This is a genomic window from Micromonospora pattaloongensis (assembly GCF_900107255.1).
In the GTDB taxonomy this organism is placed as follows: Bacteria; Actinomycetota; Actinomycetes; order Mycobacteriales; family Micromonosporaceae; genus Micromonospora_I; species Micromonospora_I pattaloongensis.
Map to the genome: position 1 here is coordinate 41,779 of NZ_FNPH01000005.1, position 25,536 is coordinate 67,314.

A 25,536-nucleotide genomic window follows, 5' to 3' on the forward strand; every position below is an offset into this window, starting at 1 on the left:
GTGTCCGTCTTGGGCGGCAACCGAATATGCGCGCCTCATCCGGCAGGTCAGACGGCTTCCGGCGAAGAGCACTGCGTGAAGCCGATGCGCTTGTCGTCGACGACGGGTCCGGTGCACGTCCGCCGCGTGATACGCCGGCTACCGAATCTGTCCTGCCGGGTATCCATGGTGACCTGCACGGCACCGTCGCTATCGGCGACATAGTCGGTGCGGATCAGGTCACCTTCGATCGTCGGCCAGATCTCGGCGAGGCGGGCGGGCCGGCGTGCCTCCACCGCGTCGAGGAAGCAGGTGATCGCCGCGGGCGGCAGGCCTTCGGAGGGGCCTAACTTGTGGCTGCCGCAGTCCAGCGCGGCCGCCGACGTCACGGCCGCGCTCGCACCCACGGGTGGCGGGGATGGGTTCGTCCCGCGGTCGGCCGTGGCCGACACGGCAGCGAACACCCCAACGGCGGTGAGCACGCTGGCTGCCGCCACGCTGCCGGCCACACGCTTCCGGCGCAAGGCCTCTCCGCGGGCGCGAACCTGCGCGGGTGGCGCCAGCTTCAGGGCGGCGGTGTCGTGCTTGAGGGCCGCGACGGCCTCACGGATGTGCGCTGACATCGGATTCCTTCCGTTCGTCGTGGGTGCCGAGCAGCGGCGCGAGCGCCGCCCGCGCGCGGGCTAGGTAGACCTTGACGGTGCCGGCGGGCATGCGGGTGGTCTCGGCAATCTCGGCGATCGGAAGGTCGCAGAGGTAGTGCAGGACCACGACCCGCCGTTGCGCCTCCGGCAACCGGCGTAACGCCGCCATCACCGCGATCCGGTCCGGCGACGGTTCGGCAACCGTCACGGGCGGGCCGAGCCTGGCCCGCGCGGCCAGCCAGCGCCGGACACTGCGCCATCGGTTGGCCGCCACCCGCCACGCCACGGTCCGTACCCACGCCTCCGGGTCCTCGTAGCCCGACAGCCACGACCACCGTATCCAGGCGCGGGCGTACGCCTCCTGCACGGCGTCCTGGGCCTCGCTGAGGTTGCCGCAGACGGCATACACCTGGTGCACGACGCGCGCCGAGGTCGCTGTGTAAAAGGCGTCAAAGTCGTCGGTCGTACCCATCCGCACCGTCCCTATTCATGGCTGTCACCGATATACACCCCGCTGAGGGCGCCCTGGTTACAGCCGCCGACGGTACGGCCGGTGGCAGGGTAGCGATGGACCATCCGTGTTCCTGGTATGGCGGCAGGGTGTTCGGCACCCGGTTGGTCAACTGGTTGGCGAGGGGAGCATCCCCTTGAGCATTGGGCCGCCGCAGAGCTTCCCGCGCGGTTCGAGATAACCGCCGTATGTTCCGGAGGTCATTTCATCAGCGCAGAGGGCGTGTCGTCCGGTGGCACGTGGATGGCCGGGCTCCTCGGGTTGCGTCTGAAGCCCATCTCTGTCAAAGATCCCGCCGGAGGCGCCCCTACCGCAGCTCCGCCGCGCGAAGAGCGTGGGGATTCGCGATCTCATGCCGTTGGTCACCCTCTGGACGTCCTAGACGTTCTAGGTTTGTCAAGCATCAGTTTGTCTGCCCGAATGCTCTACGACGCTCGCTTGGCCGGCACACAAACCGGCGGATCGGAGGGCTCGGGCAGCAGCACCGAGAGCACCCGGGTGTGCGGACGGAAACCTGCGCTCTCATAAATCCGGCGCGCGGGGTTCCCGTCAGCCACCGACAGACCGACGGCCGGCAACCCCGCCTCGTGCGCGCCGCGCAACGCGTGCGTCAGCAGTGCCCGGCCAAACCCGCGGCTCTGTGCCCGAGGCGCCACGGCGAGATTGAGGATCCAGGCGCAGACATCGTCGGTCCACGGCACCGGTCCGGCGCACAGGATGTGGCCGGCGCTGCGACCGTCGGGATCCACTAACCGAGCCGAGGCGGGCAGCAGCGGTGGTACCGGGTCACCGACGTCGAACATCGCCCGGACCGCCTCGGTGTCACTGGCCTGCCACGGCCCGTCCGGATGGCCCGGCCCGTACGCCGCTGCCAGCCCTTCCGCGAGATCGTCGTCCCAACCCGGGCTGCCTAGCGACCATCCGGCCGGCAACGTCACCGGCGCTGACACATCGGCCAGACCGTGACGCATGTCCGTCGCGGCCCTGTGCAGTGCAAGACCGCCGGCCACCAGCGACGCCGCCAGGCCGTCATCGGACGTCTCCAGCCGGAATCCGGCGAGATCACGGCGCGCCTGCTCGGCAATCTGGCTCTGAGCCGCCCCGGGCAGCGGTCGAACCTCAGCCGCGACCCGCATCCCCGAGTCGTCACGTATGCGCATCCGGGCCAGCGTCGTGCCGTCGTCGGCGAGAAGCAGGGAGTCGGCGCAGTCTTCTGGATGTGGGCGTACCGGCACTCGCGCGAGGGTACTGGCCCGGCCGGTCAAGCTGTATCGAAAATTCGGCCGACAGGTCAGCGGATCTTCGGCGTACAGGTCGACTCGTCCGCCGCCCGTCAGGCCACGCGTGCGCTCGCACGCGTGGCCTGATTTTTGTTTGCCGCGACCCCGGACACACCCACCTTGACCTGCGTCACCCTTCGCCCGACGGAGCGAGGAGACCGCTGGGCGGCCTCCTATGCTCGCCCGACCGGCAGGGCCCCACTCCTGGGTGAACGTCCCCGCCATCGGGTACGACGTGGAAGGCGTAAACGTGACCGGTTCCCCCACACGGTCCTGGCGAGGCATGACCATCCCCGCTCCCGGCACCTACGTTCTCGACCAGGCGCACAAGCGCATCGGTTTCCTCGCCCGGCACATGATGGTGAGCCCCGTACGCGGTGAGTTTGCTGAGGGGACCGCGCAGATCGTCGTCACCGAGGACCCGTTCGACTCCTCGGTGAGCGCGACCATCCGGGCGGCGAGCATCGGCACCGGCACACCGGACCGCGACGCGCACCTGATGAGCGCGGACTTCCTCGACGTGGAGCGCTTCCCCACGCTGGAGTACCGCAGCACGGGGATCACGTGGGAACAGCACGAGGACCCCATCTTCATGTGGGCCCGGCTGCGCAGCAACGGGCTGGCGCGCAGGGGCGGGGGCCACGTCCCGCAGCAGGCCGCCCGCGCGGCCACGCGGTTCACGCTGACCGGGGAGCTGACGGTCAAGGGGATCACCCGGCCGGTCGACCTGCAGGTGGATTTCGGTGGCGCGCGTCGCGACCCGTACGGGCAGGACATCTTCGGCTTCACCGCGACCGCCGAGATCAACCGCGAGGACTACGGCCTGGTCTGGAACGTCGTCCTCGACACCGGTGGCGTGCTGGTGGGCAAGACGGTGCGGATCGAAATCGCCGGCGAAGCGATCCGGGAGTCCTGAAAGCCGCCCGTTTGTCGCCGTCGTGGCGGGGAACCCCCTTCGGCGTCCGCACGCCCGTCGCGCCGGGTCCGCGACGGCGTGACCGTCCCTTCGCGGGGGACGGTCGTGGGGCGCCCACGCCGATGTGGGGGCAGCCCGGGGTGGCGGCCCGACCCGCCGAATGCGTCGCGAGTGGACCCGCCGAGGACGTCCGACGAGGGGAAATGCGGCAATGTGGCGAAGATTTCTTTTCCGAACGACCGTGTCGACCGGCGGCCGTGCCGGCGACGGGCTCACCGAGGTAAATCCCTTATTGCATAAGCCCTGTACGTCAAAACGCGTGTGACCAGCGGTTCCGGCGGTACGCGGCCGCCGCCCGCTCTATTGTGGACTGCGCGTACGTTTTTGCGTGAAACGGTAGCGCATGGTCGTTTTGGGGTGCACAGTGATCTCATGAGCGACAGCGATAGTGGTGCGCAGTACTACTGGTGCCTGCGACACCATCGAGTGGAGACCGAGTCGGACGGGTGCGCCGCCAAAGACCGACTGGGTCCCTACACGTCGGCAGCCGATGCCGAGCGTGCGCTCCAGCGGGTGCAGCAACGGAACGAGGCGTGGGACGCCGAGGACGCCCGCTGGTCTGGGGAGGGTCGCTAGCGACGTGGCGAACGTCCGCGTCGAGGACCTGACGGGCTCCACGAGGAGACAGGTCCACCGCAACCCCGCAAGGAGGAGACAACAATGGCCGTAGCGAAAAAGGCCACCACCACCCCGGCCGCGAAACGCGCGGCTGCCACCCCGGCCACCGCGAAGCGCGCCACTGCGAAGAAGACCGTCGCCGCGAGCCCGAGCACGGCCAGCTCGAAGCGGAACACCGTGACGAGCGCGGCGCCGGCGAAGAAGGCCGCCGCCAAGCGGACCCCGGCCACCGCCGCCACCAAGACCACGGCGGCCCGGGCCACCAAGGCCAGCGCGTCGACCGGCGCCGCCACCAAGACCACCGCCGCGCCGAAGAAGACGGCGAAGCGGGCCACCGCGACGAAGGTGACGCCGAGCAAGGCCACCACCAAGGCCCCGGCCAGCCGGGCCGGCACCAAGGCGCCGGCGAAGAAGGCGACCGCGTCGCGGGTCACCGCCCGACAGACCAGCACCGCCGCCCGCTCCGCGCGCGGCACCCGGGCGACCGTCGGCACCACCGGCACCACCGCCACGAAGAGCACCACGGGCGCCAAGGCCGCCACTGCGGCGAAGAAGGCGGCCGCGACGAAGACGTCGAGCCCGTCGCGCAAGGCCACCACCGCGGTCGCGAGCGCCGCCGCGGCGACGAAGAAGGCGACGGCGGCGAAGAAGGCCACCGCGAGCAAGGCCGCCGCCAAGGCCACGACGGAACAGCGGGTCCGCACCGCCCGCAAGACCGCGCCGGCCAAGAAGTCCACCGCCAAGAACGCCCCGGCGAAGAAGGCGACGACGGTGAAGTCGACGACGGCGCGCGGCGGCACCACCGCCCGCAAGGCCGTCGAGAAGAAGACGACCACCAGCCGGAAGACGACCGTGGCGAAGAAGACCGCGCCGGCCACCAAGGCGACCGCGGCGAAGACGACGGCCAAGCTGGCGGAGAAGAAGATGGCGAACGCCGCCAAGCGGACGCCGGTCGCGGCGAAGAAGGGCAGCACGGCGCCGGCCGCGGCCAAGAAGACCACCGCGAAGAAGGCGATCGCCCGGGACGTGGCGGCGAAGAAGTCGACCCGGATGACCGCCCGGAAGTCGACGAGCTGATCGCGGCGCGGGGCGCCGGGCGGCCGGAGATCCGCCGCGTTGATATGAATGACGCGTGGTGATCCGACGTGTCCTGGCGCCCCGCATCGACTTCACTGTGCTCCGCCGCGAGCTGGGGCTGCCCGAGCGGTACCCGGACGCGGCGCAGCGCGTCGCGGAGCGGGCCATCGCAACGACCGCGCCGCCGGCCACCGACCGTACGGACATTCCGTTCGTCACGATCGACCCGCGCGGCTCCCGCGACCTCGACCAGGCGATGTTCCTGGCCCGGCGTTCCGGCGGCGGCTACCGTGTGCACTACGCCATCGCCGACGTGGCCCGGTACGTGCCGGTCGGCAGCGATCTGGAGGCCGAGACCTGGCGGCGCGGCCAGACCGTGTACCTGCCGGACGGCAACGTCCCGCTGCACCCCGAGATCCTGAGCGAGCAGGGCGCCAGCCTGCTGCCCGGCGTCGATCGCGCCGCGGTCGTCTGGACCATCGACCTCGACGGTGACGGCGCGACCGTCGCCGTACGCCTGGAACGGGCCCGGGTGCGCAGCCGGGCCCAACTCGACTACGCCGGCGTCCAGGCCGACGTCGCGGCCGGCGCCATCCCCGAACCGATCGCCCTGCTCCCCGAGATCGGCGAGCTGCTGCTCGCCCGCGGCCGGGCCCGGGGCGCCATCACGCTGCGTCTGCCGGAGCAGGACGTGGAGCCGCACGGGGACGGCTGGCGGCTGGTGCTGCGCCCGCCGGCGCCGATCGAGGATTACAACGCGCAGATCTCGCTGCTCACCGGCATGGCCGCCGCCGACCTGATGCTGGCCGGCGGCGTGGGCCTGCTGCGCACCATGCCCGAGCCGGCGCCCGGGGCCGTCGAGCGGCTGCGGGCGGCCGCCGCGGGGCTCGGCGTGCGCTGGCCGGACGGGGCGACCGTCGGCGCGGTGGTGGACACAGTGGACCCGGCCGACCCGCGCGGCGCCGCCTTCCTGGACCAGGCGGCGGAGCTGCTGCGCGGGGCGGCCTACACGGCGTTCGACGGCACGGTCCCGCCGCAACCCACGCACAGCGGGGTGGCGGCGGCGTACGCGCACGTCACCGCGCCGCTGAGGCGCCTGGCCGACCGGTACGCCGCCGAGGTCTGCCTCGCGCTGCACGACGGGACAGCGGTGCCGCAGTGGGCGCGCGACGCGCTGCCGCGGCTGCCGGAGGTGATGGCCAGGACCGACCGGGTGTCCTCGGCGGCGGACCGGGGCGCGATCGACCTGGCCGAGGCGGTGCTGCTGCGCGACCGGGTCGGCGCCGAGTTCGACGCCGCGGTGCTGGACGTCGACGGTCCGCGCGACGACGGGCGCCCCGCGAAGCCGCGCGGAATCGTCGCGCTGGACGAGCCGCCGGTGATCGCCCGCTGCACCGGTGAACTGCCGCTCGGCGAGCGGGTGCGGGTCCGGCTCGTCACCGCGGACCCGGAGCGGCGGCAGGTCCTGTTCGAAAAGGCGTGATTGTCACACCGCCCGTCGGGCCGGAGGTACGACCCGTTTGCGAGGATGAGCGCATGGCATTCGACGCGAGCACGTTGCCCGACGTGTCCGGGCTGACGGTCGGGATCATCGGCGGCACCGGCGACCAGGGGCGCGGCCTGGCATACCGCCTCGCGCGGGCCGGGCAGACCATCCTGATCGGTTCCCGCCGCCCCGACCGCGCGGTCGCCGCCGCCGAGGAGATCGCGGCGCTGCCCGGCATCCCGGCCGGCACGGTGATCGCCGGCGCGGAGAACGTCGAGGTGGCGACGCGGGCGGACGTGGTGATCGTGGCGGTCCCGTGGGAGGGGCACGCCGACACGATCGCCGGGCTGCGGGAGCCGCTCGCCGGCAAGATCGTGGTCGACTGCGTCAACCCGCTCGGCTTCGACAAGCAGGGGCCGTACGCGCTGCGCGTCGAGGAGGGCAGCGCCGTGCAGCAGGCCGCCGCGCTGCTGCCCGAGTCGCGGCTGGCCGCCGCGTTCAACCACGTCAGCGCGCCGCTGCTGGCCGACCCGGGGATCGACCGGATCGACCTCGACGTGCTGATCTGCACCGAGGATCGGGAGGTCGTCGGCGTCGTCGCCGCGCTGGCCGCCCGGATCCCCGGCATGCGCGGCATCTACGCCGGCCGGCTGCGCAACGCCCACCAGGTCGAGGCGTTCACCGCCAACCTGATCGCGATCAACAAGCGCTACCGGGCGCACTCCGGCCTCCGCGTCACGGACGTTTAGCGCGCAAGATCCGCGTGATCAGGAAGGGTCGCGCGCGCCACGCCGGCGACACGCGCGAGTCCCTCCCTGATCACGCGGATCTGGGGCTAGAAGGTGTGGTCGGGGGTGGGGAACTGGGCGGTGCGGACGTCGGTGGCGAAGTGGGTGGCGGCGGCGGATAGGACGGTGGCGAGGTCGGCGTAGCGCTTGACGAAGCGGGGGGCCTTGCCGGTGCGCAGGCCGGCCATGTCCTGCCAGACCAGCACCTGGGCGTCGGTGTCCGGTCCGGCGCCGATGCCGACGGTCGGGATCGGCAGCGCGTCGGTGATCCGCTTCGCCACCTCGCCCGGCACCATCTCCAGCACCACCGCGAACGCGCCGGCCGCGGCCACCGCCTCCGCGTCGGCGATCACGTCCTCGGCGGCCTCGCCCCGGCCCTGCACCCGGTAGCCGCCGAGGGTGTGCTCACGCTGCGGGGTGAAGCCGACGTGCGCCATCACCGGGATGCCCGCGCCGGTGATCGCGCGGATCTGGTCGGCGACGTTCCGGCCGCCCTCCAGCTTGACGGCGTGGCAGCCGCCCTCCTTCATGAAGCGCACCGCAGTGCGCAGCGCCTGCGTCGGACCCTCCTCGTAGGACCCGAACGGCAGGTCGCCGACGATCAGCGGGCGCGTCGTCGCCCGGACCACCGCCCGGACCAGCGAGAGCATCTCGTCGACGGTGACCGGCAGGGTGGTCTCGTGCCCGAAGACGTTGTTGGCGGCCGAATCGCCGACCAGCAGCACCGGGATCCCGGCCTGCTCGAAGATCGCCGCCGTGTACTGGTCGTACGCGGTGAGCATCGGCCACCGCTCGCCGCGGTCCTTCGCGGCGACCAGCTCGCGGGCCCGTACCCGCCGGTGGGCCGGACCGCCGTAGAGCGTCGACACCTCTGGTGTGGACTGGGACATCGTCGTCTCCTCTCACCCTCGAGGCCGCCCTCGCGGTCCCCGGGATACGGCCCGATCGTGCCATCGCCGGGCGTCGGCGCGTCAGCGTTCAGTGCGGTTATTCACAGGCCGGCGTAGCCGCCCCGCGCGTCGGTCGGCTGGTCGGCCGCGGGCGCCGGCGCGCTGCCCCGCTCGCGCCAGCGGTTCGTGATCGGCAGCCGCCGGTCCCGCCCGAACGCCTTGATCGAGATCTTCGGACCCGGCGCCGACTGCCGCCGCTTGTACTCGGCGAGATCCACCATCCGCAGCACCCGGTCCACCAGCGCCGCGTCGTGGCCGGCCGCCACCAGGTCGTCGCGGCCGGCGTCCCCGTCGACGTACCCGGCGAGGATCGCGTCGAGCACCGGGTAGTCCGGAAGCGAGTCGGTGTCGAGCTGGCCGGGGCGCAGCTCGGCGCTCGGCGGCTTGGCGATCGAGTTCTCCGGGATCGGGGGTTGTTCGCCGCGGCGCCGCGCCTCGGCGTTGCGCCAGCGGGCCAGCCTCCAGACCATCGACTTCCAGACGTCCCTGACCGGGTTGAAACCGCCGACCGAGTCGCCGTAGAGCGTGGAGTAGCCGACCGCGAGTTCGCTCTTGTTGCCGGTGGTGAGCACGAGGTGTCCCTCCTGGTTGGAGAGCCCCATCAGGATCACCCCGCGCACCCGCGCCTGCAGGTTCTCCACGGCGACGCCGGCCAGCGACATGTTGGCCAGGAACGCGTCGACCATCGGCTGGATCGGCTCGATCCGGTAGTCCAGGCCGGTCCGCTTGGCCAGTTCCGCGGCGTCGTCGCGCGAGTGTGCCGACGAGTGCCGGCTCGGCATCGACACCCCGACCACCCGCTGCGGCCCGAGCGCGTCGACCGCGATGGCCGCCACCAGCGCCGAGTCGATCCCGCCGGAGAGCCCCAGCACGGCCGAGGGAAAGCCGTTCTTGCGTACGTAGTCGCGGACGCCCAGCACCAGCGCCCGCCAGACCTCCGCCTCGCCGGTGACCGCCTCGGCCACGCCACCCTCGGCGCGCGGCGCCGGCGGTGACGGGAGCTCGTCGCCGACCCGCACCCGGGCGACCGTCAGGTCGTCGGCGCCGCCGGCTCCCTCGGCGCGCGCCGCCCGGTCGGCCCCCGGGCCGTCCGGGTGGGTCGGCGCGGCGGGCGCCGCCGGCAGCTCCAGGTCGTGCACGAGCAGGTGCTCGACGAACTGCGGGGCGCGGGCCAGCAGGGCGCCGTCGGCCGTGACGATCATCGAGTCGCCGTCGAAGACCAGCTCGTCCTGCCCGCCGACCATGTTGACGTACGCCACCGTGGCGCCCGCCTCCGCCGCCCGGCGCCGCACCAGCGGCAGCCGCACGTCGTCCTTGTCCAGCTCGTACGGCGAGCCGTTGACGGTGACGACCAGCCCGACGCCGGCGCGGCGGGCGGCCGCGAACGGGCCCCCGGCCTGCCACAGGTCCTCGCAGATCGTCAGCGCCACGTCCACCCCGCCGACCCGGACCACGGTGAGCACGTCCCCGGCCACGAAGTAGCGGTCCTCGTCGAAGACGCCGTAGTTGGGCAGATGGTGCTTGAAGTACGTCGCCACGACCGCGCCACCGTGCAGCACGGCCAGCGCGTTGCGCGGGCCGCGCCGCGGCCGGGCGTCGGCGCTCATCGCCGGCGGGCCGTCGGCGTCCAGGTAGCCGACGAGCACCGGCAGCTCACCGAGGCCGTCGGCGGCGAGATCGGCGGCGAGCCGGTGCAGCGCGGCGCGCGAGGCGGCGACGAACGAGTCCCGGAAGACCAGATCCTCGACCGGGTAACCGGTCAGCATCATCTCCGGGAACGCGACGAGCTGCGCACCGGCGTCGGCGGCGGCCCGGCTGGACTCCCGCACCATCCGGGCATTGCCGTCGAGATCACCGACGGTGGGATTGACCTGGGCCAGGGCGAGACGCAGGGTCGGCATCCCGTCATCTTTCCGCAGCGTCATCGTCGCGCAGCGACCGCGGGGCAATCCCCGGCGGTCAGTCGTCCCGCTCCCTCGCGAACGGGCCGGCCTTCGCAATCGACCGGCGCAGCGTCTCGGCCACCTCCTCCGGCTCGCCGACCGAGCCGGCCGGCCCGACGTGACGCAGCACGATCAGCAGCGGCCCGAGCCGGGCCATCGCGAGATAACCGGCGTACCGCTGCTGCCCGGCGCGCGCCGTGAACAGCACCGCCGACGTCTCGTCGCCGATCCGCCCGACCCGCAGCTCCCGCGCCCGGACCCGTACCGCCGTGCCGTCGTCGAGCGCGGCGTCGAACTGCCGGCACCCCTCGGCGAGCCGGTCGAGCCGCGCGAACGCCCGGCGCGCGTCCTGGTGGCCGAAGACCGTCAGCGTCTGCCGCAGTACGTCGCCGCGACGGCGCTGGGACAGCTCCACCACCGCGCGGTCGACCGGCCGCGCCGCGTCGGCCGCCACGTCCCACGGGCGTTCGAGCAGCTGCCGGCAGTCGGGGTCGAGCTCCACCTCGCCGCGCTCCACGGCACGGGGCGACGGACGCGTCGGGTTCGGCGTCGGGGTGGGGGAGGGGCCGCTCGCCGGAGCGGTGACGTAGCCGGCGGGCATGTCGGCGGCGCCGAGCAACGCGCCGGTCAGCTCCGGCTGCCGCGCGATGAGCGGGTCGGGGCCGACCGTGGACCAGCGACCCAGCGGCGGCTCCGCGACGACGACGCCGGGCACGCCGACCACGCCGGCCAACAGCAGCCCGACCACGAGCGCGCCGCCGAGCAGCACGCCGCCGACCAGGGTACGGGCGCGCGGCGGCCGGACCCTGCCCCGCCCGCGCACCGCGGACACGACGTGCCGGCTGCCTTGCTGCCCCATGGTTGATCCCTCCCGTACTGTCTGAGGATCAACGCTCGGGACGCGGACCGGTTGTGGCAGGACGCCCGTGAGGTGGATCTTTTGCCGCGTAACGTCCGTGAAACGAGCGCGGGGGAGACTGGGCTGCTCGGCGCGAGCCGGTGCCGGCGGGACTGCGCCGTGGGACGACCGCGCGGACAATGGACGGGTCCGGGCAGCACACTGACGAGGGGTAGACGTGGACCGTCAGCAGGAGTTCGTGCTCCGCACGCTGGAAGAGCGTGACATCCGGTTCGTCCGGTTGTGGTTCACCGACGTGCTCGGCACGCTCAAGAGCGTCTCGGTCGCGCCGGCCGAGCTGGAATCCGCCTTCGAGGAGGGGATCGGGTTCGACGGCTCGGCGATCGAGGGCTTCGCCCGGGTCTTCGAGTCCGACATGGTCGCCATGCCCGACCCGACCACCTTCCAGGTCTTCCCGTTCGAGGGCGGGGTCAGCGGCGAGAGCGCCCGGATGTTCTGCGACATCCTGCTCCCCGACGGCTCGCCCTCCTGGGCCGACCCCCGGCACGTGCTGCGCCGGGCGCTGTCGAAGGCGGCCGAGAAGGGCTTCACCTTCTACACCCACCCGGAGATCGAGTTCTACCTGGTGGAGAACGGCGCGAACGACGGCTCGGTGCCGATCCCGGTCGACAACGGCGGCTACTTCGACCACACCACCCACGCCGTCGCCCGCGACTTCCGCCGGCAGGCCGTGCTCGCCCTGGAGCGGATCGGCATCTCGGTGGAGTTCAGCCACCACGAGGTCGCCCCCGGCCAGCAGGAGATCGACCTGCGCTACGCCGACGCGCTCGCCACCGCCGACAACATCATGACCTTCCGGCACGTGGTCAAGGAGGTCGCGCTCTCGCACGGCGTACGGGCCACGTTCATGCCCAAGCCCTTCACCGACCAGCCGGGCAGCGGCATGCACACCCACCTGTCGCTGTTCGAGGGGGAGCGCAACGCCTTCCACGACGCCGGCGACCCGATGAAGCTCTCCAAGGTCGCGAAGGCGTTCATCGCCGGGCTGCTGGTGCACGCGCGCGAATACACCGCGGTGACCAACCAGTGGGTCAACTCGTACAAGCGGCTGTTCCCGCAGGCGCTGCCCGACCGGATCACCGAGTCCCCGGCGTACGTCTGCTGGGGCCACCTCAACCGCTCCGCGCTGGTGCGGGTGCCCGCCTACGGCAAGCCCAACTCCGCGCGGGTGGAGGTGCGGTCGCTCGACGCCGCCACCAACCCCTACCTCGCGTTCGCGGTCATGCTCGGTGCCGGCCTCAAGGGCATCGAGGAGGGGTACGAGCTGCCGCCGGGCGCCGAGGACGACGTCTGGTCGCTGACCAACGCCGAGCGCAAGGCGATGGGGTACGAGGCGCTGCCGGAGAACCTCGCCGAGGCGATCGACGTGATGTCCAACTCTGAGCTGGTCGCCGAGGTGCTCGGCGAGCACGTCTTCGACTTCTTCCTCCGCAACAAGCGCGCGGAGTGGGAGGAGTACCGCCGCGAGGTCACCCCGTACGAGCGCAAGCGCTACCTCGGGGCGCTCTAGCGGAAACGGGGCGCCGCCCGAGCTGTTCGGACGGCGCCCCGTTGTTATCGCACTACTTGCCCTGGTCGGTGCTCCCGGCGTCCGGCCGCACGCCGTGGTGCCCCTTGCCGATCCCCGGCAGCACGCCGGCCTCGAAGGCCTTGGTGATCGCGTCGGCCTGCTCCCGGCTGAGCTTGCCCTGCGCCACCGCGTCGTCGAGGCGCTCCTTCAGCTGCGCCTGCCGGTCGGCCTTGCGCTCGGTCCGGAACTTCTCGCCGTCCTCGCGCGCCGACTTCCCGGCCGCCTGCCGCTCGTCCTGAATCTTGTCGAGCGCGGCCTGCACCTTCTCCTTCGGCACCCCGAGCTCGGTGGCCAGCGCCTCGGCCAGCTTGTCCCGCTTCTCGGCCCGGTGCTCCCGGAGATCGCTCTTTCCGCTGGTCGACGCGCTGGAGCTCGGCGTCGGGTCGGCCATCGCCACCGCCGGCGCGGCGATTCCCACCGCCAACACGCCGGCGGCCGCCAGGCCACCCAACATGGTCTTCTTGGTGATCGCTCGGTGCATCGATCCTCCCTTGTCGTCGTGGTGCGGATGACGGCCGTCAGTGTGGCCGCTCAACCTGTGCCGAAACCCGGTGCCGGCTGGAACGACGCTGGGAATCCGCGCCGGGCACCGCTGGCGGGGCTGCCGGCCGAGGGCGCGGCGGACGCGGCGGTCAGCGGACGGCGGGCGTGACGGTGAGGGTGCCGGCGGTGGCGTCGAGGGTTGCCGGCACGCCGAGCGGCACGGTCAGCTGTCCGACGCCGTGTCCGATCGGCAGGCCGCCGAGCACGGGCACCCCGAGCCCGCCGAGCCCCTCGGTGAGCACGTCCGCCACGTCGACCGGCCAGTCGTCGGCGCAGCGCGTGAACTGCCCGACCGCCACCCCGGCGACCCCACGCAGCGCTCCCGAGCGCCGCAGGTGCACCAGCATCCGGTCCACCTTGTACGGCGGCTCCTCGACCTCCTCGATCAACAGGATCGCGCCGGTGAGATCGGGCATGTCCGGGGTGCCGATCGAGGAGACGATCAGGCAGAGGTTCCCGCCGATCAGCGGCCCGGTCGCGGTGCCCGGCACCACCACCGACGCGGTCTCCCCGGTCGGCAGCCGCGGGATCGTCACCGCCGCGGGGCTCATCAGCGCGGCCCGCAGCGACTCCGCGGACGCGGCCGGCGTGCGGTCGTCGAGCCACGCCGCGCCCGGGCCGTGCACGGTGGCGAGCCGGGCGCCCCGCCAGAGCGCGAACTGCAGCGCGGTGATGTCGGAGAACCCGGCCACCACCTTCGGGTCGCGCCGCACCGCCGCCATGTCGATCGCGTCGACCACCCGCTGCGCGCCGTACCCGCCGCGGGTGCAGATCACGCCGCGGATCTCCGGGTCGGCGAGGGCGGCGTTCAGGTCGGCGGCGCGCAGCTCGTCGGTGCCGGCGAGATACCCGTGCCGGGCGTACGCGTTGGTGGCGGGCACCGGCCGCAGCCCCCACCCGGTGAGCAGCTCGATGCCGCGGGCGACCCGTTCCGGTCGGGTCGGCCCGGAGGGGGAGACCAGCGCGACGGCGTCGCCGGGGCGCAGCGCGGGGGGACGTACGGCCTGATCATCGGTCACAGCTGTCGAGGGTAGTGACGCGAGGGACGTGCGGGCGTCCCGGTGCGGGGCGGCGGGGCCGCGGCCCGCTAGCCTCGACGCGTGGGTACCGCGCTGGTGATCGAGAACGACCCGACCGATGACGTCCGGCGACTGGGCGAGTGGCTGACCGAGGCGGGGCTGCGGCTGGAGGTGCGGCGCCCGCACGCCGGCGACGCGCTGCCGGAGACGCTCGACGGTTACGTGGCGCTCGTCGTGCTCGGCGGGGAGCAGTCCGCGTACCCGGCGCCGGACGGGACGCCGGGCGCGCCCTGGTTCCCGGCGCTGGAGGGCCTGCTGCGCAAGGCGGTGCGGCACCGCGTGGCCACGCTCGCCGTCTGCCTCGGCGCACAGCTGCTGGCCACCGCGCACGCCGGCACGGTCGAGCGGAGCCCGTCCGGCCCCGAGATCGGGCCGGGCCTGGTCGGCAAGCGCGACGCCGCGGACACCGACCCGCTGTTCAAGTACGTCCCGCTGATGCCGGACGTGCTGCAGTGGCACCTCGACGAGATCACCGAGCTGCCGCGCAACGCGGTGCTGTTGGCCGCCTCGACCCGCTACCCGCACCAGGCGTTCCGGGTCGGCGACCGCGCGTGGGGGCTGCAGTTCCACATCGAGTGCGACGCCGCGATGATCGCCGACTGGGCGGCCGATTCGGCGGCGCTGACGGAGCTGGGCTACGACGCGGCGGCGGTCGTGGCCGCCTGCGACGCGGTGCTGCCCGACGTGGAGGACGTGTGGCAGCCGTTCGTGGCGCGGTTCGCCGCGCTCGCGCTCGGTGAGCTGGACGGCGCGCCGCCGCGGACGCTGCCGCTGCTCGGGCAGTAGCGGTCATGACCAGACCGACGGGGTCGCCGGCCCGGCTCGCCCGGTACGGCTTCGACATCGCCAACGGGGCACGCACCGCCGAGATGCTCGGCCCGGACGGGCTCGGGCTGTGGAACACCGCCACCCGGGAGCCGGCCGACGCCTGCGCCGCCGAGCTGCTGACCGCGCTGTCCCGGGCGGCCGACCCGGATCTGGCGCTGCGCCAGCTGCACCGGATCGTGGAGGCCGAGCGGCGCGTCGGTCCGCCCGGCCCGCCGCTGGTCGAGGCGCTGCGGGACGACTCGGGGCTGCGGCAGCGCCTGATCGCGGTGCTCGGCGCCTCCAGCGCGCTCGGCGATCATCTGGTCGCCAACCCCGACCAGTGGGCGGTGCTGGTCAGCGGCGCCGACGGCGCGGCCCCGGAGGCCGACGGCATGCTGGAGATCGCCGGGGCGGACGCGGACATCGCGGCGCTGCGCCGGGCGTACCGGCTGGCGCTGCTGCGGATCGCGGCGGCCGACCTGACCGGCGGGCGCGACCTGGAGCAGACCATGGCGGCGCTCTCCGCGCTGGCCGACGCCACCCTGGCGGCGGCGTACGCGATCGCGCTGCGCGAACTGCCCGCCGGCACGCCCGCGCCGCGGCTGGCCGTGGTGGCGATGGGCAAGTGCGGCGGCGGCGAGCTCAACTACGTCTCCGACGTCGACGTGATCTTCGTTGCCGCCGAGGACCACGATCTCGCCGCCGCGACCACGCTCGCCACCCGGCTGATCCACGTCTGCGGCCTCGTCGCCTGGCCGGTCGACGCCGCGCTGCGGCCGGAGGGCAACCGTGGCCCGCTGGTGCGCACCCTCGCCAGCCACCTCGCGTACTACCAGCGCTGGGCCCGAACCTGGGAGTTCCAGGCGCTGCTCAAGGCGCGCCCGGCGGCCGGCGACACGGCGCTGGCGCAGGAGTGGATCGACCGGCTCGCCCCGCTGGTCTGGGCGGCGGCGGAGCGTCCCGAGGCGGTCGAGGACGTGCGCGCGATGCGCCGGAAGATCATCGACAACATTCCGCCGCGCGAGCTGGAGCGGGAGATCAAGCGCGGGCCCGGCGGGCTGCGCGACATCGAGTTCGCGGTGCAGTTGCTGCAGCTGGTGCACGGCCGGATCGACGAGTCGCTGCGGGTGCCGGGCACGCTGCCGGCGTTGCGCGCGCTCGTCGACGGCGGGTACGTCGGGCGGGCCGACGGGGAGGCGCTGCTCGGCGGCTACCGGTTCCTGCGCGCCGTCGAGCACCGCCTGCAGCTGCAGGCGCTGCGCCGCACCCACACCGTGCCGGCCGATCCGGGCGGACTGCGCTGGCTGGCCCACGCGCTGGGCTACACCGCCACGCCCGGCCGCGACGCCGTGGAGGCGTTCCGCGCCGAGTGGGTCAGCCACGCGACCGAGGTGCGGCGGCTGCACGCGAAGCTGCTCTACCGGCCGCTGCTGGAGTCGGTGGCCCGGGTGCCCGCCGAGTCGCTGCGGATGACCCCGGCGGCGGCCCGGCAACGGCTGGAGATCCTCGGCTTCGCCGATCCCGCCGGGGCGCTACGCCACCTGGAGGCGCTCACCGGCGGGCTGTCGCGCACCGCCGCGATTCAGCGCACGTTGCTGCCGGTGCTGCTGCAGGAGTTCGCCGACGCCCCGGAGCCGGACCGCGGGCTGCTCAGCTACCGCCAGGTCTCCGAGAAGCTCGGCCGTACCCCGTGGTATCTCCGCCTGCTGCGCGACGAGGGTCCGGTCGCCGCGCGACTCGCCCGTTCGTTGGTGCTCTCCCGGTACGTCACCGACCTGTTGGCCCGCGAGCCGGAGGCGTTGCGGCTGCTCGCCGACGACGCCGAGCTCACCCCGCGCGACGCCGAGGTGCTGCACGACGGGTTCGCCGCCGCCGCGGCCCGGCACCTGGAAACCCCGGCCGACCCGACGCAGGCGATCACCGCGGTGCGCGCGCTGCGCCGCCGCGAGCTGCTCCGGGTGGCCTGCGCCGACGTGCTCAGCCGGGCCGGCGCGCTCGCGCCGGCGCAACCCGTCGACATCGCCGCGGTCGGCACCGCGCTGACGCACCTCGCCGACGCCACGCTCGCCGCCGCGCTGCGGGTGGCGTGCGTGGCCGCGCCGCCGATGCCGGGGCTGCGCTTCGCCGTGATCGGGATGGGCCGGCTCGGGGGGTACGAGCTGAGCTACCCCTCCGACGCCGACGTGCTCTTCGTCTACGACCCCCCGTCCGGGGTGGCCGAGGACGCGGCCAGCGCCGCCGCCCACGCGGTCGCGGAGGAGCTGCGCCGGCTGCTCGGCATGCCGGCCCCCGACCCGCCGCTGGGCGTCGACGCCGACCTGCGCCCGGAGGGCCGCCAGGGGCCGCTGGTGCGCAGCCTCGCGGCGTACGCCCAGTACTACGCGCGCTGGTCGAAGGTCTGGGAGGCGCAGGCGCTGCTGCGGGCCCGCTTCGTCTGCGGCGACGCGGAACTCGGCCGGGAGTTCCTGGCGATCGCCGACCCGGTGCGCTATCCCGAACAGGGGCTCAGCCGGGAGCAGGTGATCGAGATCCGCCGGATCAAGGCGCGGGTCGAGCACGAGCGGCTGCCCCGCGGCGCCGACCCGGCCACCCACACGAAGCTGGGTCGTGGCGGGCTCGCCGACGTGGAGTGGGCGGTCCAGCTGCTCCAGCTGCGGCACGCCGGGACCCTTCCGGCGCTGCGCGACACCCGTACCCTGCACGCCCTGACCGCCGCGCGCGACGCCGGGCTGGTCGACCCGGTCGACGCCGCCGCGATGGCCGCCGGCTGGACCCTCGCGGCTCAGGTGCGCAACGCGCTGATGCTGGTCCGCGGCCGCGCCACCGACCAGCTGCCCCGGCACGGGGTGGAGCTCGCCGGCGCCGTGCGGCTGCTCGGCGGCACGGACCCGCAGGAGTTCCTCGACGAGTACCTGCGTACGGCCCGGCGCTCGCGCGCGGCCGTCGAGCGCGTCCTCGATGCCTGACCGTCGCGCCCGGCCGTGGGCGGTGGCGGCCACCGCGGCGGTCGCCCTGGCCCTGGCCGCGGTGTTCCTGCTCGCGCCCCCGCTGGGCACCGATTTGTCCGCGCAGGTCGCCCGGGCCGGCTTCTTCGCGCGGCACGGCGTCGCCCCGGTCGACCTCGGCTGGTACGGCGGCGTCTCGCCGTACGGCTACAGCCTGATCACCCCGCCGGTGATGAGCCTGCTCGGGGCGCGGTCCACCGGGGCGCTCGCCGCGGTCGTCTCCGCGGTCGCGCTCGCGCTGCTGCTGGTGCGCACCGGGGCCCGCCGTCCGCTGCTCGGCGGCGTGGTCGGCGCGTGCTGCATCGCCGGCAACCTGGTCTCCGGCCGGGTCACGTACGCGGTCGGGGTGGCGTTCGGGCTGCTCGCGCTGCTCGCGCTCACCTCGACGCGGCGCTGGCTGCGCGGCGGCGGGGCGGTCGCGGCCGCCGCGCTGGCCGCGGCGGCCAGCCCGGTCGCCGGGCTGTTCACCGGGCTGGCCGGGGTGGCGCTGGCGATCGGGGACCGGCGTCGGCGCGCCGACGGGGCGACGATCGCGCTCGCCGCGGCGGTGCCGATGGCGGCGATGGCGCTGCTCTTCGGCGACGGCGGCTGGATGAACATCAGCGCGCTCGACGCGGCGCGGGCGGGCGGCGCCAGTCTCGTGGTGGCGCTGCTGGTGCCGCGCCGCACCGTACGGGTCGGCGCGCTCCTGTCGGCGCTCGGCGTGGCCGCCGCCTTCGCGCTGCACACCCCGGTCGGGCTCAACGCCACCCGGCTGGCGGCGATGTTCGCGTTGCCGGTGCTCGCCGGGTACGCCCGGCTGCCGCGGCACCGCCTGGTGCGGCCGCGGCCCGCCCTGGCGGTGCTGCTCGCGGTGGTGGCGCTGGCGCAGCCGCCGGTGTCCCGCACCGATCTGTTCGGCGCCGGCGACCCGACCGCGGGGCGACGCTACTTCTCGCCGCTCCTGGCCGAGCTGGCCCGCCGCCCGGCCGGGCGGGTCGAGGTGGTGCCGACGGCGAACTACTGGGAGGCGGCGTACGTGCCGGAGGTGGCGCCGCTGGCCCGGGGCTGGCTGCGGCAGCTCGACCTCGCCCGCAACCCGGTCTTCTTCGACGGGACGCTGGACGCCCGCTCGTACGCCGCCTGGTTGCGCGAGAATGCGGTCGCGTACGTCGCGGTCGCCGCGGCCCCGCCGTCCTGGGTGGGGCGGCGGGAGGCCGAGCTGATCGGGGGTGGGCTGCCCTACCTGCGCGAGGTGTGGCGCGACCCCCGATGGCGGCTGTACGCCGTGATCGACCCGACCCCCATGGTGGCGGCGCCGGGCCGGCTGGTGGCGGCGGACGCCGGTGGAGTGACGCTCGACGCCGACCGGGCGGGCGACGTGCTGGTCCGGGTGCGCTGGTCGCGCTGGTTGACCGTGGACGGCCCGGGCGCGTGTCTGGCGCCGGCGGCGGGCGGCTGGACGACGGTCCGGGTGACCCGTCCCGGCCGGCACGTGGTGTCCGGTCGAGTGTGGCCGGGAGCCCGCTGCGGAAAGGTACGGTGACACATATGCCTGGAGCGCCCCGGTATAGCGTCATCCGGTACGCCGGGTTCGTCGGTGCGCTGCTGCTCGCCGTCGCCGCCTATCTCGGCGGCGCGCTGCCGCCGCTGCCGCGCAACCGCAACCCGGTCGAGCTGGCGCAACACGGCAACGGCGCGTGGGTCCTGCTCACCTGGCTGCTCGGCACCGGCCTGCTGTTCTGGGCGTGGTGGTCGGCGCGGCACGCCGACCCGCCGCTGCGCTGGATCTACGTGACCGTCGGGCTCTGGCTGCTGCCGTTGCTGGTCGCGCCGCCGCTCGGCAGCCGCGACGTCTACTCGTACGCCTGCCAGGGCGCCGTCTACGACAGCGGCGGGGACCCGTACACCCACGGCGTCGCCGAGCTCGGCTGTCCGTGGCTCTCGACCGTCACCCCGATGTGGCGGGACACCCCGGCGCCGTACGGGCCGGTCTTCGTGCTGCTCGCCGGGGCCGCGGTCGCGCTCGGCGGCACGCTGTGGGGCAGCATCGCTCTGCTGCGCGCGCTCGCGGTCGTCGGCGTCGTGCTGATGGCGCTCTGCGTACCGCCGCTGGCCCGCCGGCGCGGCATCCCGCCGGGACGCGCGCTCTGGCTCGCGCTGGCCTGCCCCCTCGTCGCCGTGCACCTGGTCTCCGGCGCCCACAACGACGCGCTGATGGTGGGGCTGCTCGTCGCCGGACTGCTGGTCGTCGCCGCCCGGCCGGGCCGGCCCGGCGCCCAGCTCGGCGCCGGCCTGCTACTCGGGCTCGCCGTCGCCATCAAGATCACCGCCGTGGTGGTGCTGCCGTTCGCGGCGCTGGCCGCGATCCCCGGGCGGTACCGGCTGCCGGCGCTGCTGCGCCACGGCGCGTGGGTCGGGGTGGGGGCGATCGCCGCGATCCTCGGCTCGACGCTCGTCTCCGGGCTCGGACTGGGCTGGATCGGCGGGCTCAGCCACAGCGGCGACTCCGTGCAGTGGACGGCGCCGCCGACCGCGCTCGGCATCTTCGTCGAGTACCTCGGTCGCCCCTTCGGGCTGCACTACCACGCGGTGCCGGTGACCCGGGCGCTCTCGCTCCTCGTGCTCGCCGTGGTCCTGGTGGTGCTCTGGTGGCGGGCCCGGCACCGCGACCCGGTCTTCTACGCCGGGCTGGCGCTGGCCGCCACCGTCGCGCTCGCGCCGGTCTTCCACCCCTGGTACGCGACCTGGCCGCTCGCCGTGCTGGCGGCGACCGCCCGGCGGACCCGGTGGTTCCTGATCCCGGTCGCGGTGGCCGTCTTCCTCACCCTGCCGGACGGCAACAACCTCGCCCGGTTCACGAAGTTCCAGGGCACGATCGTGATGGTCGTGCTGATCGTGTGGGTTACCCACCGCGCCCTCCGCTGGACCCGCGCCCAGCGCCGCCCCCACCAAACCCACCCCTCCTAACCCCCCTGCGGTCTCCCCCCGCGATCTTGCAGTTTTGGCCGTCGTTACGTGGCCTTATGCCCTTTTTGCCCAGGCCACAACTGCAAGATCGCCGGGATGCGTGGGATGATTTTCCGTGCCTGGAGGGGGGACGCCGATGGGCGATCCGTTGGGGGAGCGTGGCGCTACCGATTCGGTGCTGCGCCGGGTGTACGAGACGGCCGGGCCGTACCTCGACTCGCTGGCCGCCCGCCCGGTCCACGACCCCCGGGCCGCGCCGCTGCTGGCAGAGCTCGGCCGGGCCGATCCGCTGCCCGACGAGGGCGACGGTGCCGACGCCGTCGTGGACCGGCTGCTCCGGGTCGGCACGGCCGCCGCGACCCACTCGACCGGCCCGCGCTTCTTCCACCTGGTCATCGGCGGGGTCACCCCGGCGGCGCTCGCCGCCGACTGGACCGCCTCGATGCTCGACCAGAACGCCGCCTTCCGGGCCTCCTCGGCCCTCGCGACCGAGACCGAGACCGTCGCCCTGCGCTGGCTGCGCGAGCTGTTCGGCCTGCCCGAGACGTACGGCGGGGCGCTGGTCGCGAGCGCCACCTTCGCCAACTTCACCTCCCTGGCCTGCGCCACGCACTGGTGGGGGGAGCGGCACGGCGCCGACATCGCCGCGGACGGACTCGCCGGCCTGCCCCGGATGCCCGTGCTCTCCGGCGGGTACGTGCACGCCAGCGCCCGCAAGGCGCTGCAGATGCTCGGACACGGCCGCGACAGCGTGGAGGTCTTCGCGCGGGACGCGGTGGGACGCGTGGATCTCGACGCGCTCGACCGGCGGCTGACCGAGCTCCGCACGCCCGCCGTGGTGATCGCCAACGCCGGCGAGGTCAACGCCGGTGACTTCGACCCGGTCGCCGACCTCGCCGAGATCGCCGAGCGGCACGGCGCCTGGCTGCACGTCGACGGGGCGTTCGGGCTCTTCGCGGCGCTCTCCCCGCGCACCGCCCACCTGGTACGCGGCATCGAGCGCGCCGACTCCATCGGCTGCGACGCGCACAAATGGCTCAACGTGCCGTACGAGAGCGGCTTCGCGTTCCTGAGGGAGCCGGCCCGGCTCGGCGCGGCCTTCGGGATGCCGGGCGCGGCGTACCTGCCGGGCGCGGACAGTCCGCGTGGCGGCTACGCGCTGCTCGGGCCGGAGTCGTCGCGGCGGGCGCGGTCGCTGCCGATCTGGGCGACGCTCGCCGCGTACGGCCGCGAGGGCCACCGGGCGATGGTGGAACGGCACCTCGATCTCGCGCAGCGGCTGGCGGGACTGGTCGACGCGGCGCCGGAGCTGGAGCGGCTCGCGGAGGTGCCGCTCTGCATCGTCTGTTTCCGGGCACGTCCCGCGGGGATGCGGGAGGCGGAGCTCGACGACTTCAACCGGCGGCTGGGGGAGGCGCTGCTGGACGACGGCCGGGTCTTCGCCGGCACGACCGTGTACGGCGGTCGCGTCGCGCTGCGCCCGGCGATCGTCAACTGGCGCACCACCGAGGCCGACATCGACGCCCTCGTCGACGTCGTCCGCGACCTCACCGCCCGTCTCGCCGGCTAGCGAAAGGGCCGGCCCGCAAAGGCGGGCCGGCCCTGACAAGCGGAGCGCGGTGCTCAGCAGTCGAAGTACATCGCGAACTCGTGCGGGGTCGGCCGCAGGCGGACCGGGTCGACCTCGTTGGTGCGCTTCCACTCGATCCAGGTGGAGATCAGGTCGGGCGTGAAGACCCCACCCTCCAGCAGGAAGTCGTGGTTGGCCTCGAGCGCGTCGAGCACCTCCGGCAGCGAGCCCGGAACCTGCTTGACCGAGCCCCACTCCTCCGGCGGCAGGTCGTACAGGTCCTTGTCGATCGGCGCCGGCGGCTCGATCTTGCTGCGGATGCCGTCCAGGCCGGCCATCATCATGGCGGAGAACGCGAGGTACGGGTTGCTGGACGGGTCCGGCACCCGGAACTCGACCCGCTTGGCCTTGGCGTTGCTGCCGGTGACCGGGATGCGGGTGCAGGCGGAGCGGTTGCGCTGCGAGTAGACCAGGTTGACCGGCGCCTCGAAGCCCGGCACCAGGCGACGGTACGAGTTGACCGTCGGGTTGGTGAAGGCGAGCAGCGACGGGGCGTGGTGCAGCAGGCCGCCGATGTACCAGCGGGCCATGTCGGACAGGCCCGCGTAGCCGGTCTCGTCGTAGAAGAGCGGCTCGCCGTTCAGCCAGAGGCTCTGGTGGGTGTGCATGCCGGAGCCGTTGTCCCCGAAGAGCGGCTTGGGCATGAAGGTCGCGGTCTTGCCGGCCGCCCACGCCTCGTTCTTGATGACGTACTTGAACAGCTGCAGCTGGTCGGCCGAGTGCAGCAGCGTCGAGAACCGGTAGTTGATCTCAGACTGCCCCGCGGTGCCGACCTCGTGGTGCGAGCGCTCCACCGCGAACCCGGCGTCGACAAGCCGGCGCACCATGCTGTCGCGCAGGTCCGCGAGGTGGTCGACCGGCGGCACCGGGAAGTAGCCGCCCTTGTACGCGGTCTTGTAGCCGCGGTTGCCGCCCGGCTCCTCGCGCCCGCTGTTCCAGGCGCCCTCGATCGAGTCGATGTAGTAGAAGGACTGGTGGGCGGAGGTCTCGTGGCGGATCGAGTCGAAGATGTAGAACTCCGCCTCGGCGCCGAAGTAGGCGGTGTCGGCGATGCCGCTCGCCGCCAGGTAGGCCTCGGCCTTCTTCGCCACGTTCCGCGGGTCCCGGGAGTAGGCCTCCCGGGTGAACGGGTCGTGGATGAAGAAGTTGAGCGCCAGCGTCTTCTGCGCCCGGAACGGGTCGATGAAGGCGGTGGCGACGTCCGGCAACAGCAGCATGTCCGACTCGTGAATCGCCTGGAAGCCGCGGATCGACGATCCGTCGAAGGCCAGGCCGTCGGTGAAGACGCTCTCGTCGAACGACTCGACCGGCAGGTTGAAGTGCTGCATCACGCCGGGCAGGTCACAGAAGCGTACGTCGACGAACTTCACGTCCTCGTTCTTGAGGTAACGCAGCAGTTCCTCGGGATTGGCGAACACACGTCCTCCTGGCACGTCCACGGGTGGCTGGCTGGTAGCGACGCTATGGCCGTGCCGTTGCCCCGGCATGTTCGGTGTGTTTCTGCTGTGTTACGTCACCTGCGGAGTGTGACGTCCGCCTACCGGCCGCGCATCTGCCGGCCCGCGCCCTTCGGCGGCCGCATGTTCTTCGGGATCGCGCCCTTGGGCATCTGCGGCCGGGCGGTCAGCGCGGTCAGCCGCTTGTCGAGGGCGTTGACGTCCTTGCCGTTGAGGGCTCGGGGCAGCCGCATCAGCGTCATCCGCAGCTTGCGGATCGGCAGCTCGCCCTCGCCCTGGCCGATGACGTAGTCGTGCAGCGGGGCCGTGCCAATCACCTTCGCCAGGCGCTTCTTCTCCTGGCCGAGCAGGCCGCGCACCCGCTGTGGGTTGCCCTCGGCGAGCAGGATCACGCCGGGCCGCCCGATCACCAGGTGCACCATGTCCAGTTGCGTGGTCGAGCTGACCGCCGGGGTGACCCGCCAGTCGCCGCGCATGGTCTCCAACAGCGACGCGGCGGCGCCCGGCTGGCCCTCGGCGGCGGTCATCATCGCGGTGTTCGAGCGCAGGTTGAGCACGATCAGCAGCGCCAGCAGCGCCACCAGGACGCCGACCGGCAGCCAGATCCAGCCCCAGAGCAGGACCGCGACCACGGTCAGCGCGAGCGGGATCAGCACCGCGGCGGCGGCGAGCGGTGCGAACCACTTGTCGCGCTTAGCGGTGAACGAGAACACCATCCCGATCTGCTTCAGCCGCTGGCCGAACGAGACCTTCTCCTGGGGCTTTGCCATGCGGGCAGTGTAGTGGTCGGCCGCCGCACCGCTGTCGCGTGGCCGAGGCCGGGCCGGACCACCGCCGACGTAAGGACCTTACGGCCGCGCCGCCGGGTACTTAGCGGCGCGTAAGGGGGTGATCACGCCCGAAGATGAGGCACGGCACCCATGTGCGTCGGGGGCCTTCGCGCGAAGAGTTTCAGTCAGCACTCGACCGACGATCCGCGAGGAGTTCCCCGTGTTTCCGTACCCCGACGTCCACGACGCCCTCCGCGCTCACGAGGCGCGCGCCGCCGAGCTGCGCGCCTTGGCCACGCACGACCGGCTGGTCCGTGCCGCGCGCCCCCGCCCGCAACCCCAGCCGGTGCGCTGGATCGGCCGGCTGCTCCGGCGCCCGCGCCACGGCGGCACCCGTACCCCGGCGCTGCCGTGACCGCCCCGACCCGCGCCCGACCGGCCGGCCCGCCCGCCCGGAGCGGCGATGCCGGCCTGGCCGCCCGGAGCGGCGATGCCGGCCTGGCCGCCCGGAGCGGCGATGCCGCCGCGGCCGCCCACCATGGCATTCTCGATGCC

At 73.6% G+C, this 25,536-nt stretch carries 21 protein-coding genes; 11 read left to right on the top strand and 10 right to left on the bottom strand.

What is annotated here, in order from left to right; translation table 11 throughout:
* Positions 1-47: 47 nt before the first annotated feature.
* From BLW47_RS15140 to BLW47_RS15150, 3 genes are all read right to left on the bottom strand, one after another.
* Positions 48-602 carry a hypothetical protein gene (locus BLW47_RS15140; RefSeq protein WP_245736670.1) on the bottom strand — a complete coding sequence of 185 codons (555 nt, stop codon included), beginning with the start codon at positions 600-602 and terminating at the stop codon, positions 48-50.
* On the bottom strand, positions 583-1,095 hold the full coding sequence (locus BLW47_RS15145) for a SigE family RNA polymerase sigma factor (RefSeq protein ID WP_091556934.1): 513 nt from the start codon (positions 1,093-1,095) through the stop codon (positions 583-585). The genes BLW47_RS15140 and BLW47_RS15145 overlap by 20 nt, the downstream gene beginning before the upstream one ends.
* Before the next feature lie 464 nt (positions 1,096-1,559).
* Positions 1,560-2,369, bottom strand: coding sequence for a GNAT family N-acetyltransferase (locus BLW47_RS15150; RefSeq protein ID WP_245736671.1), 810 nt, complete (start codon positions 2,367-2,369; stop codon positions 1,560-1,562).
* A gap of 328 nt (positions 2,370-2,697) precedes the next feature.
* Between BLW47_RS15150 and BLW47_RS15155 the strand changes: the two genes are divergently transcribed.
* From BLW47_RS15155 to npdG, 4 genes are all read left to right on the top strand, one after another.
* Positions 2,698-3,330 carry a YceI family protein gene (locus BLW47_RS15155; protein ID WP_091556937.1) on the top strand — a complete coding sequence of 211 codons (633 nt, stop codon included), beginning with the start codon at positions 2,698-2,700 and terminating at the stop codon, positions 3,328-3,330.
* Positions 3,331-4,050: 720 nt separating this feature from the next.
* Positions 4,051-5,085, top strand: coding sequence for a histone (locus BLW47_RS25135; RefSeq protein WP_175543648.1), 1,035 nt, complete (start codon positions 4,051-4,053; stop codon positions 5,083-5,085).
* Positions 5,086-5,140: 55 nt separating this feature from the next.
* Positions 5,141-6,568: an RNB domain-containing ribonuclease gene (locus BLW47_RS15170; protein ID WP_091556945.1), complete on the top strand. Its 1,428-nt coding sequence runs from the start codon at positions 5,141-5,143 to the stop codon at positions 6,566-6,568.
* Between the two features lie 53 nt (positions 6,569-6,621).
* The gene (gene npdG / locus BLW47_RS15175; protein ID WP_091556950.1) at positions 6,622-7,320 is read left to right on the top strand and encodes an NADPH-dependent F420 reductase; all 699 of its coding nucleotides are present in this window, start codon (positions 6,622-6,624) and stop codon (positions 7,318-7,320) included.
* An 86-nt stretch (positions 7,321-7,406) separates the two neighbouring features.
* Here npdG and panB read toward each other — a convergent pair whose 3' ends face one another.
* The 3 genes from panB to BLW47_RS15190 all read right to left on the bottom strand — a co-directional run bounded on the left by panB (position 7,407) and on the right by BLW47_RS15190 (position 11,111).
* Complete coding sequence (gene panB / locus BLW47_RS15180; protein ID WP_091556953.1) at positions 7,407-8,249, bottom strand: 3-methyl-2-oxobutanoate hydroxymethyltransferase; 843 nt, start codon at positions 8,247-8,249, stop codon at positions 7,407-7,409.
* Between the two features lie 101 nt (positions 8,250-8,350).
* Positions 8,351-10,210, bottom strand: coding sequence for an NAD+ synthase (locus tag BLW47_RS15185; RefSeq protein WP_091556956.1), 1,860 nt, complete (start codon positions 10,208-10,210; stop codon positions 8,351-8,353).
* Between the two features lie 58 nt (positions 10,211-10,268).
* Positions 10,269-11,111, bottom strand: a complete 843-nt coding sequence (locus tag BLW47_RS15190; RefSeq protein ID WP_091556959.1) for a hypothetical protein — start codon at positions 11,109-11,111, stop codon at positions 10,269-10,271.
* Positions 11,112-11,328: 217 nt separating this feature from the next.
* Between BLW47_RS15190 and glnA (BLW47_RS15195) the strand changes: the two genes are divergently transcribed.
* Positions 11,329-12,681 (top strand): type I glutamate--ammonia ligase, encoded by a 1,353-nt coding sequence (gene glnA / locus BLW47_RS15195; RefSeq protein ID WP_091556963.1) that lies wholly within the window; start codon positions 11,329-11,331, stop codon positions 12,679-12,681.
* A 52-nt stretch (positions 12,682-12,733) separates the two neighbouring features.
* On the opposite strand, the gene BLW47_RS15200 is transcribed toward glnA (BLW47_RS15195), so the two are convergent.
* On the bottom strand, positions 12,734-13,222 hold the full coding sequence (locus tag BLW47_RS15200; protein ID WP_091556967.1) for a hypothetical protein: 489 nt from the start codon (positions 13,220-13,222) through the stop codon (positions 12,734-12,736).
* A 151-nt stretch (positions 13,223-13,373) separates the two neighbouring features.
* Positions 13,374-14,303 (bottom strand): S66 peptidase family protein, encoded by a 930-nt coding sequence (locus tag BLW47_RS15205; protein ID WP_091556971.1) that lies wholly within the window; start codon positions 14,301-14,303, stop codon positions 13,374-13,376.
* Positions 14,304-14,384: 81 nt separating this feature from the next.
* On the opposite strand from BLW47_RS15205, the gene BLW47_RS15210 reads away from it, so the two are divergent.
* From BLW47_RS15210 to BLW47_RS15230, 5 genes are all read left to right on the top strand, one after another.
* Positions 14,385-15,149, top strand: a complete 765-nt coding sequence (locus tag BLW47_RS15210; RefSeq protein WP_091556974.1) for a type 1 glutamine amidotransferase — start codon at positions 14,385-14,387, stop codon at positions 15,147-15,149.
* Positions 15,150-15,154: 5 nt separating this feature from the next.
* The gene (locus BLW47_RS15215; protein WP_091556978.1) at positions 15,155-18,136 is read left to right on the top strand and encodes a bifunctional [glutamine synthetase] adenylyltransferase/[glutamine synthetase]-adenylyl-L-tyrosine phosphorylase; all 2,982 of its coding nucleotides are present in this window, start codon (positions 15,155-15,157) and stop codon (positions 18,134-18,136) included.
* The gene (locus tag BLW47_RS15220) at positions 18,129-19,700 is read left to right on the top strand and encodes a hypothetical protein (protein WP_091556981.1); all 1,572 of its coding nucleotides are present in this window, start codon (positions 18,129-18,131) and stop codon (positions 19,698-19,700) included. Before BLW47_RS15215 ends, BLW47_RS15220 begins: the two co-directional genes overlap by 8 nt.
* 5 nt (positions 19,701-19,705) lie before the next feature.
* Entirely contained in the window at positions 19,706-21,124 is a 1,419-nt protein-coding gene (gene mptB / locus BLW47_RS15225; RefSeq protein WP_091556985.1) for a polyprenol phosphomannose-dependent alpha 1,6 mannosyltransferase MptB, read from the top strand.
* Between the two features lie 136 nt (positions 21,125-21,260).
* Entirely contained in the window at positions 21,261-22,694 is a 1,434-nt protein-coding gene (locus tag BLW47_RS15230; protein WP_091556988.1) for a pyridoxal phosphate-dependent decarboxylase family protein, read from the top strand.
* Positions 22,695-22,747: 53 nt separating this feature from the next.
* On the opposite strand, the gene glnA (BLW47_RS15235) is transcribed toward BLW47_RS15230, so the two are convergent.
* Both glnA (BLW47_RS15235) and BLW47_RS15240 read right to left on the bottom strand, forming a co-directional pair.
* A complete protein-coding gene (gene glnA, locus BLW47_RS15235) occupies positions 22,748-24,172 on the bottom strand; it encodes a type I glutamate--ammonia ligase (protein WP_091556991.1) in 1,425 nt (474 codons plus the stop codon).
* A 119-nt stretch (positions 24,173-24,291) separates the two neighbouring features.
* Positions 24,292-24,981, bottom strand: coding sequence for a DUF4191 domain-containing protein (locus BLW47_RS15240; protein WP_091556995.1), 690 nt, complete (start codon positions 24,979-24,981; stop codon positions 24,292-24,294).
* 220 nt (positions 24,982-25,201) lie between these two features.
* On the opposite strand from BLW47_RS15240, the gene BLW47_RS15245 reads away from it, so the two are divergent.
* Positions 25,202-25,396 carry a hypothetical protein gene (locus BLW47_RS15245; protein ID WP_091556999.1) on the top strand — a complete coding sequence of 65 codons (195 nt, stop codon included), beginning with the start codon at positions 25,202-25,204 and terminating at the stop codon, positions 25,394-25,396.
* Positions 25,397-25,536: the final 140 nt, after the last annotated feature.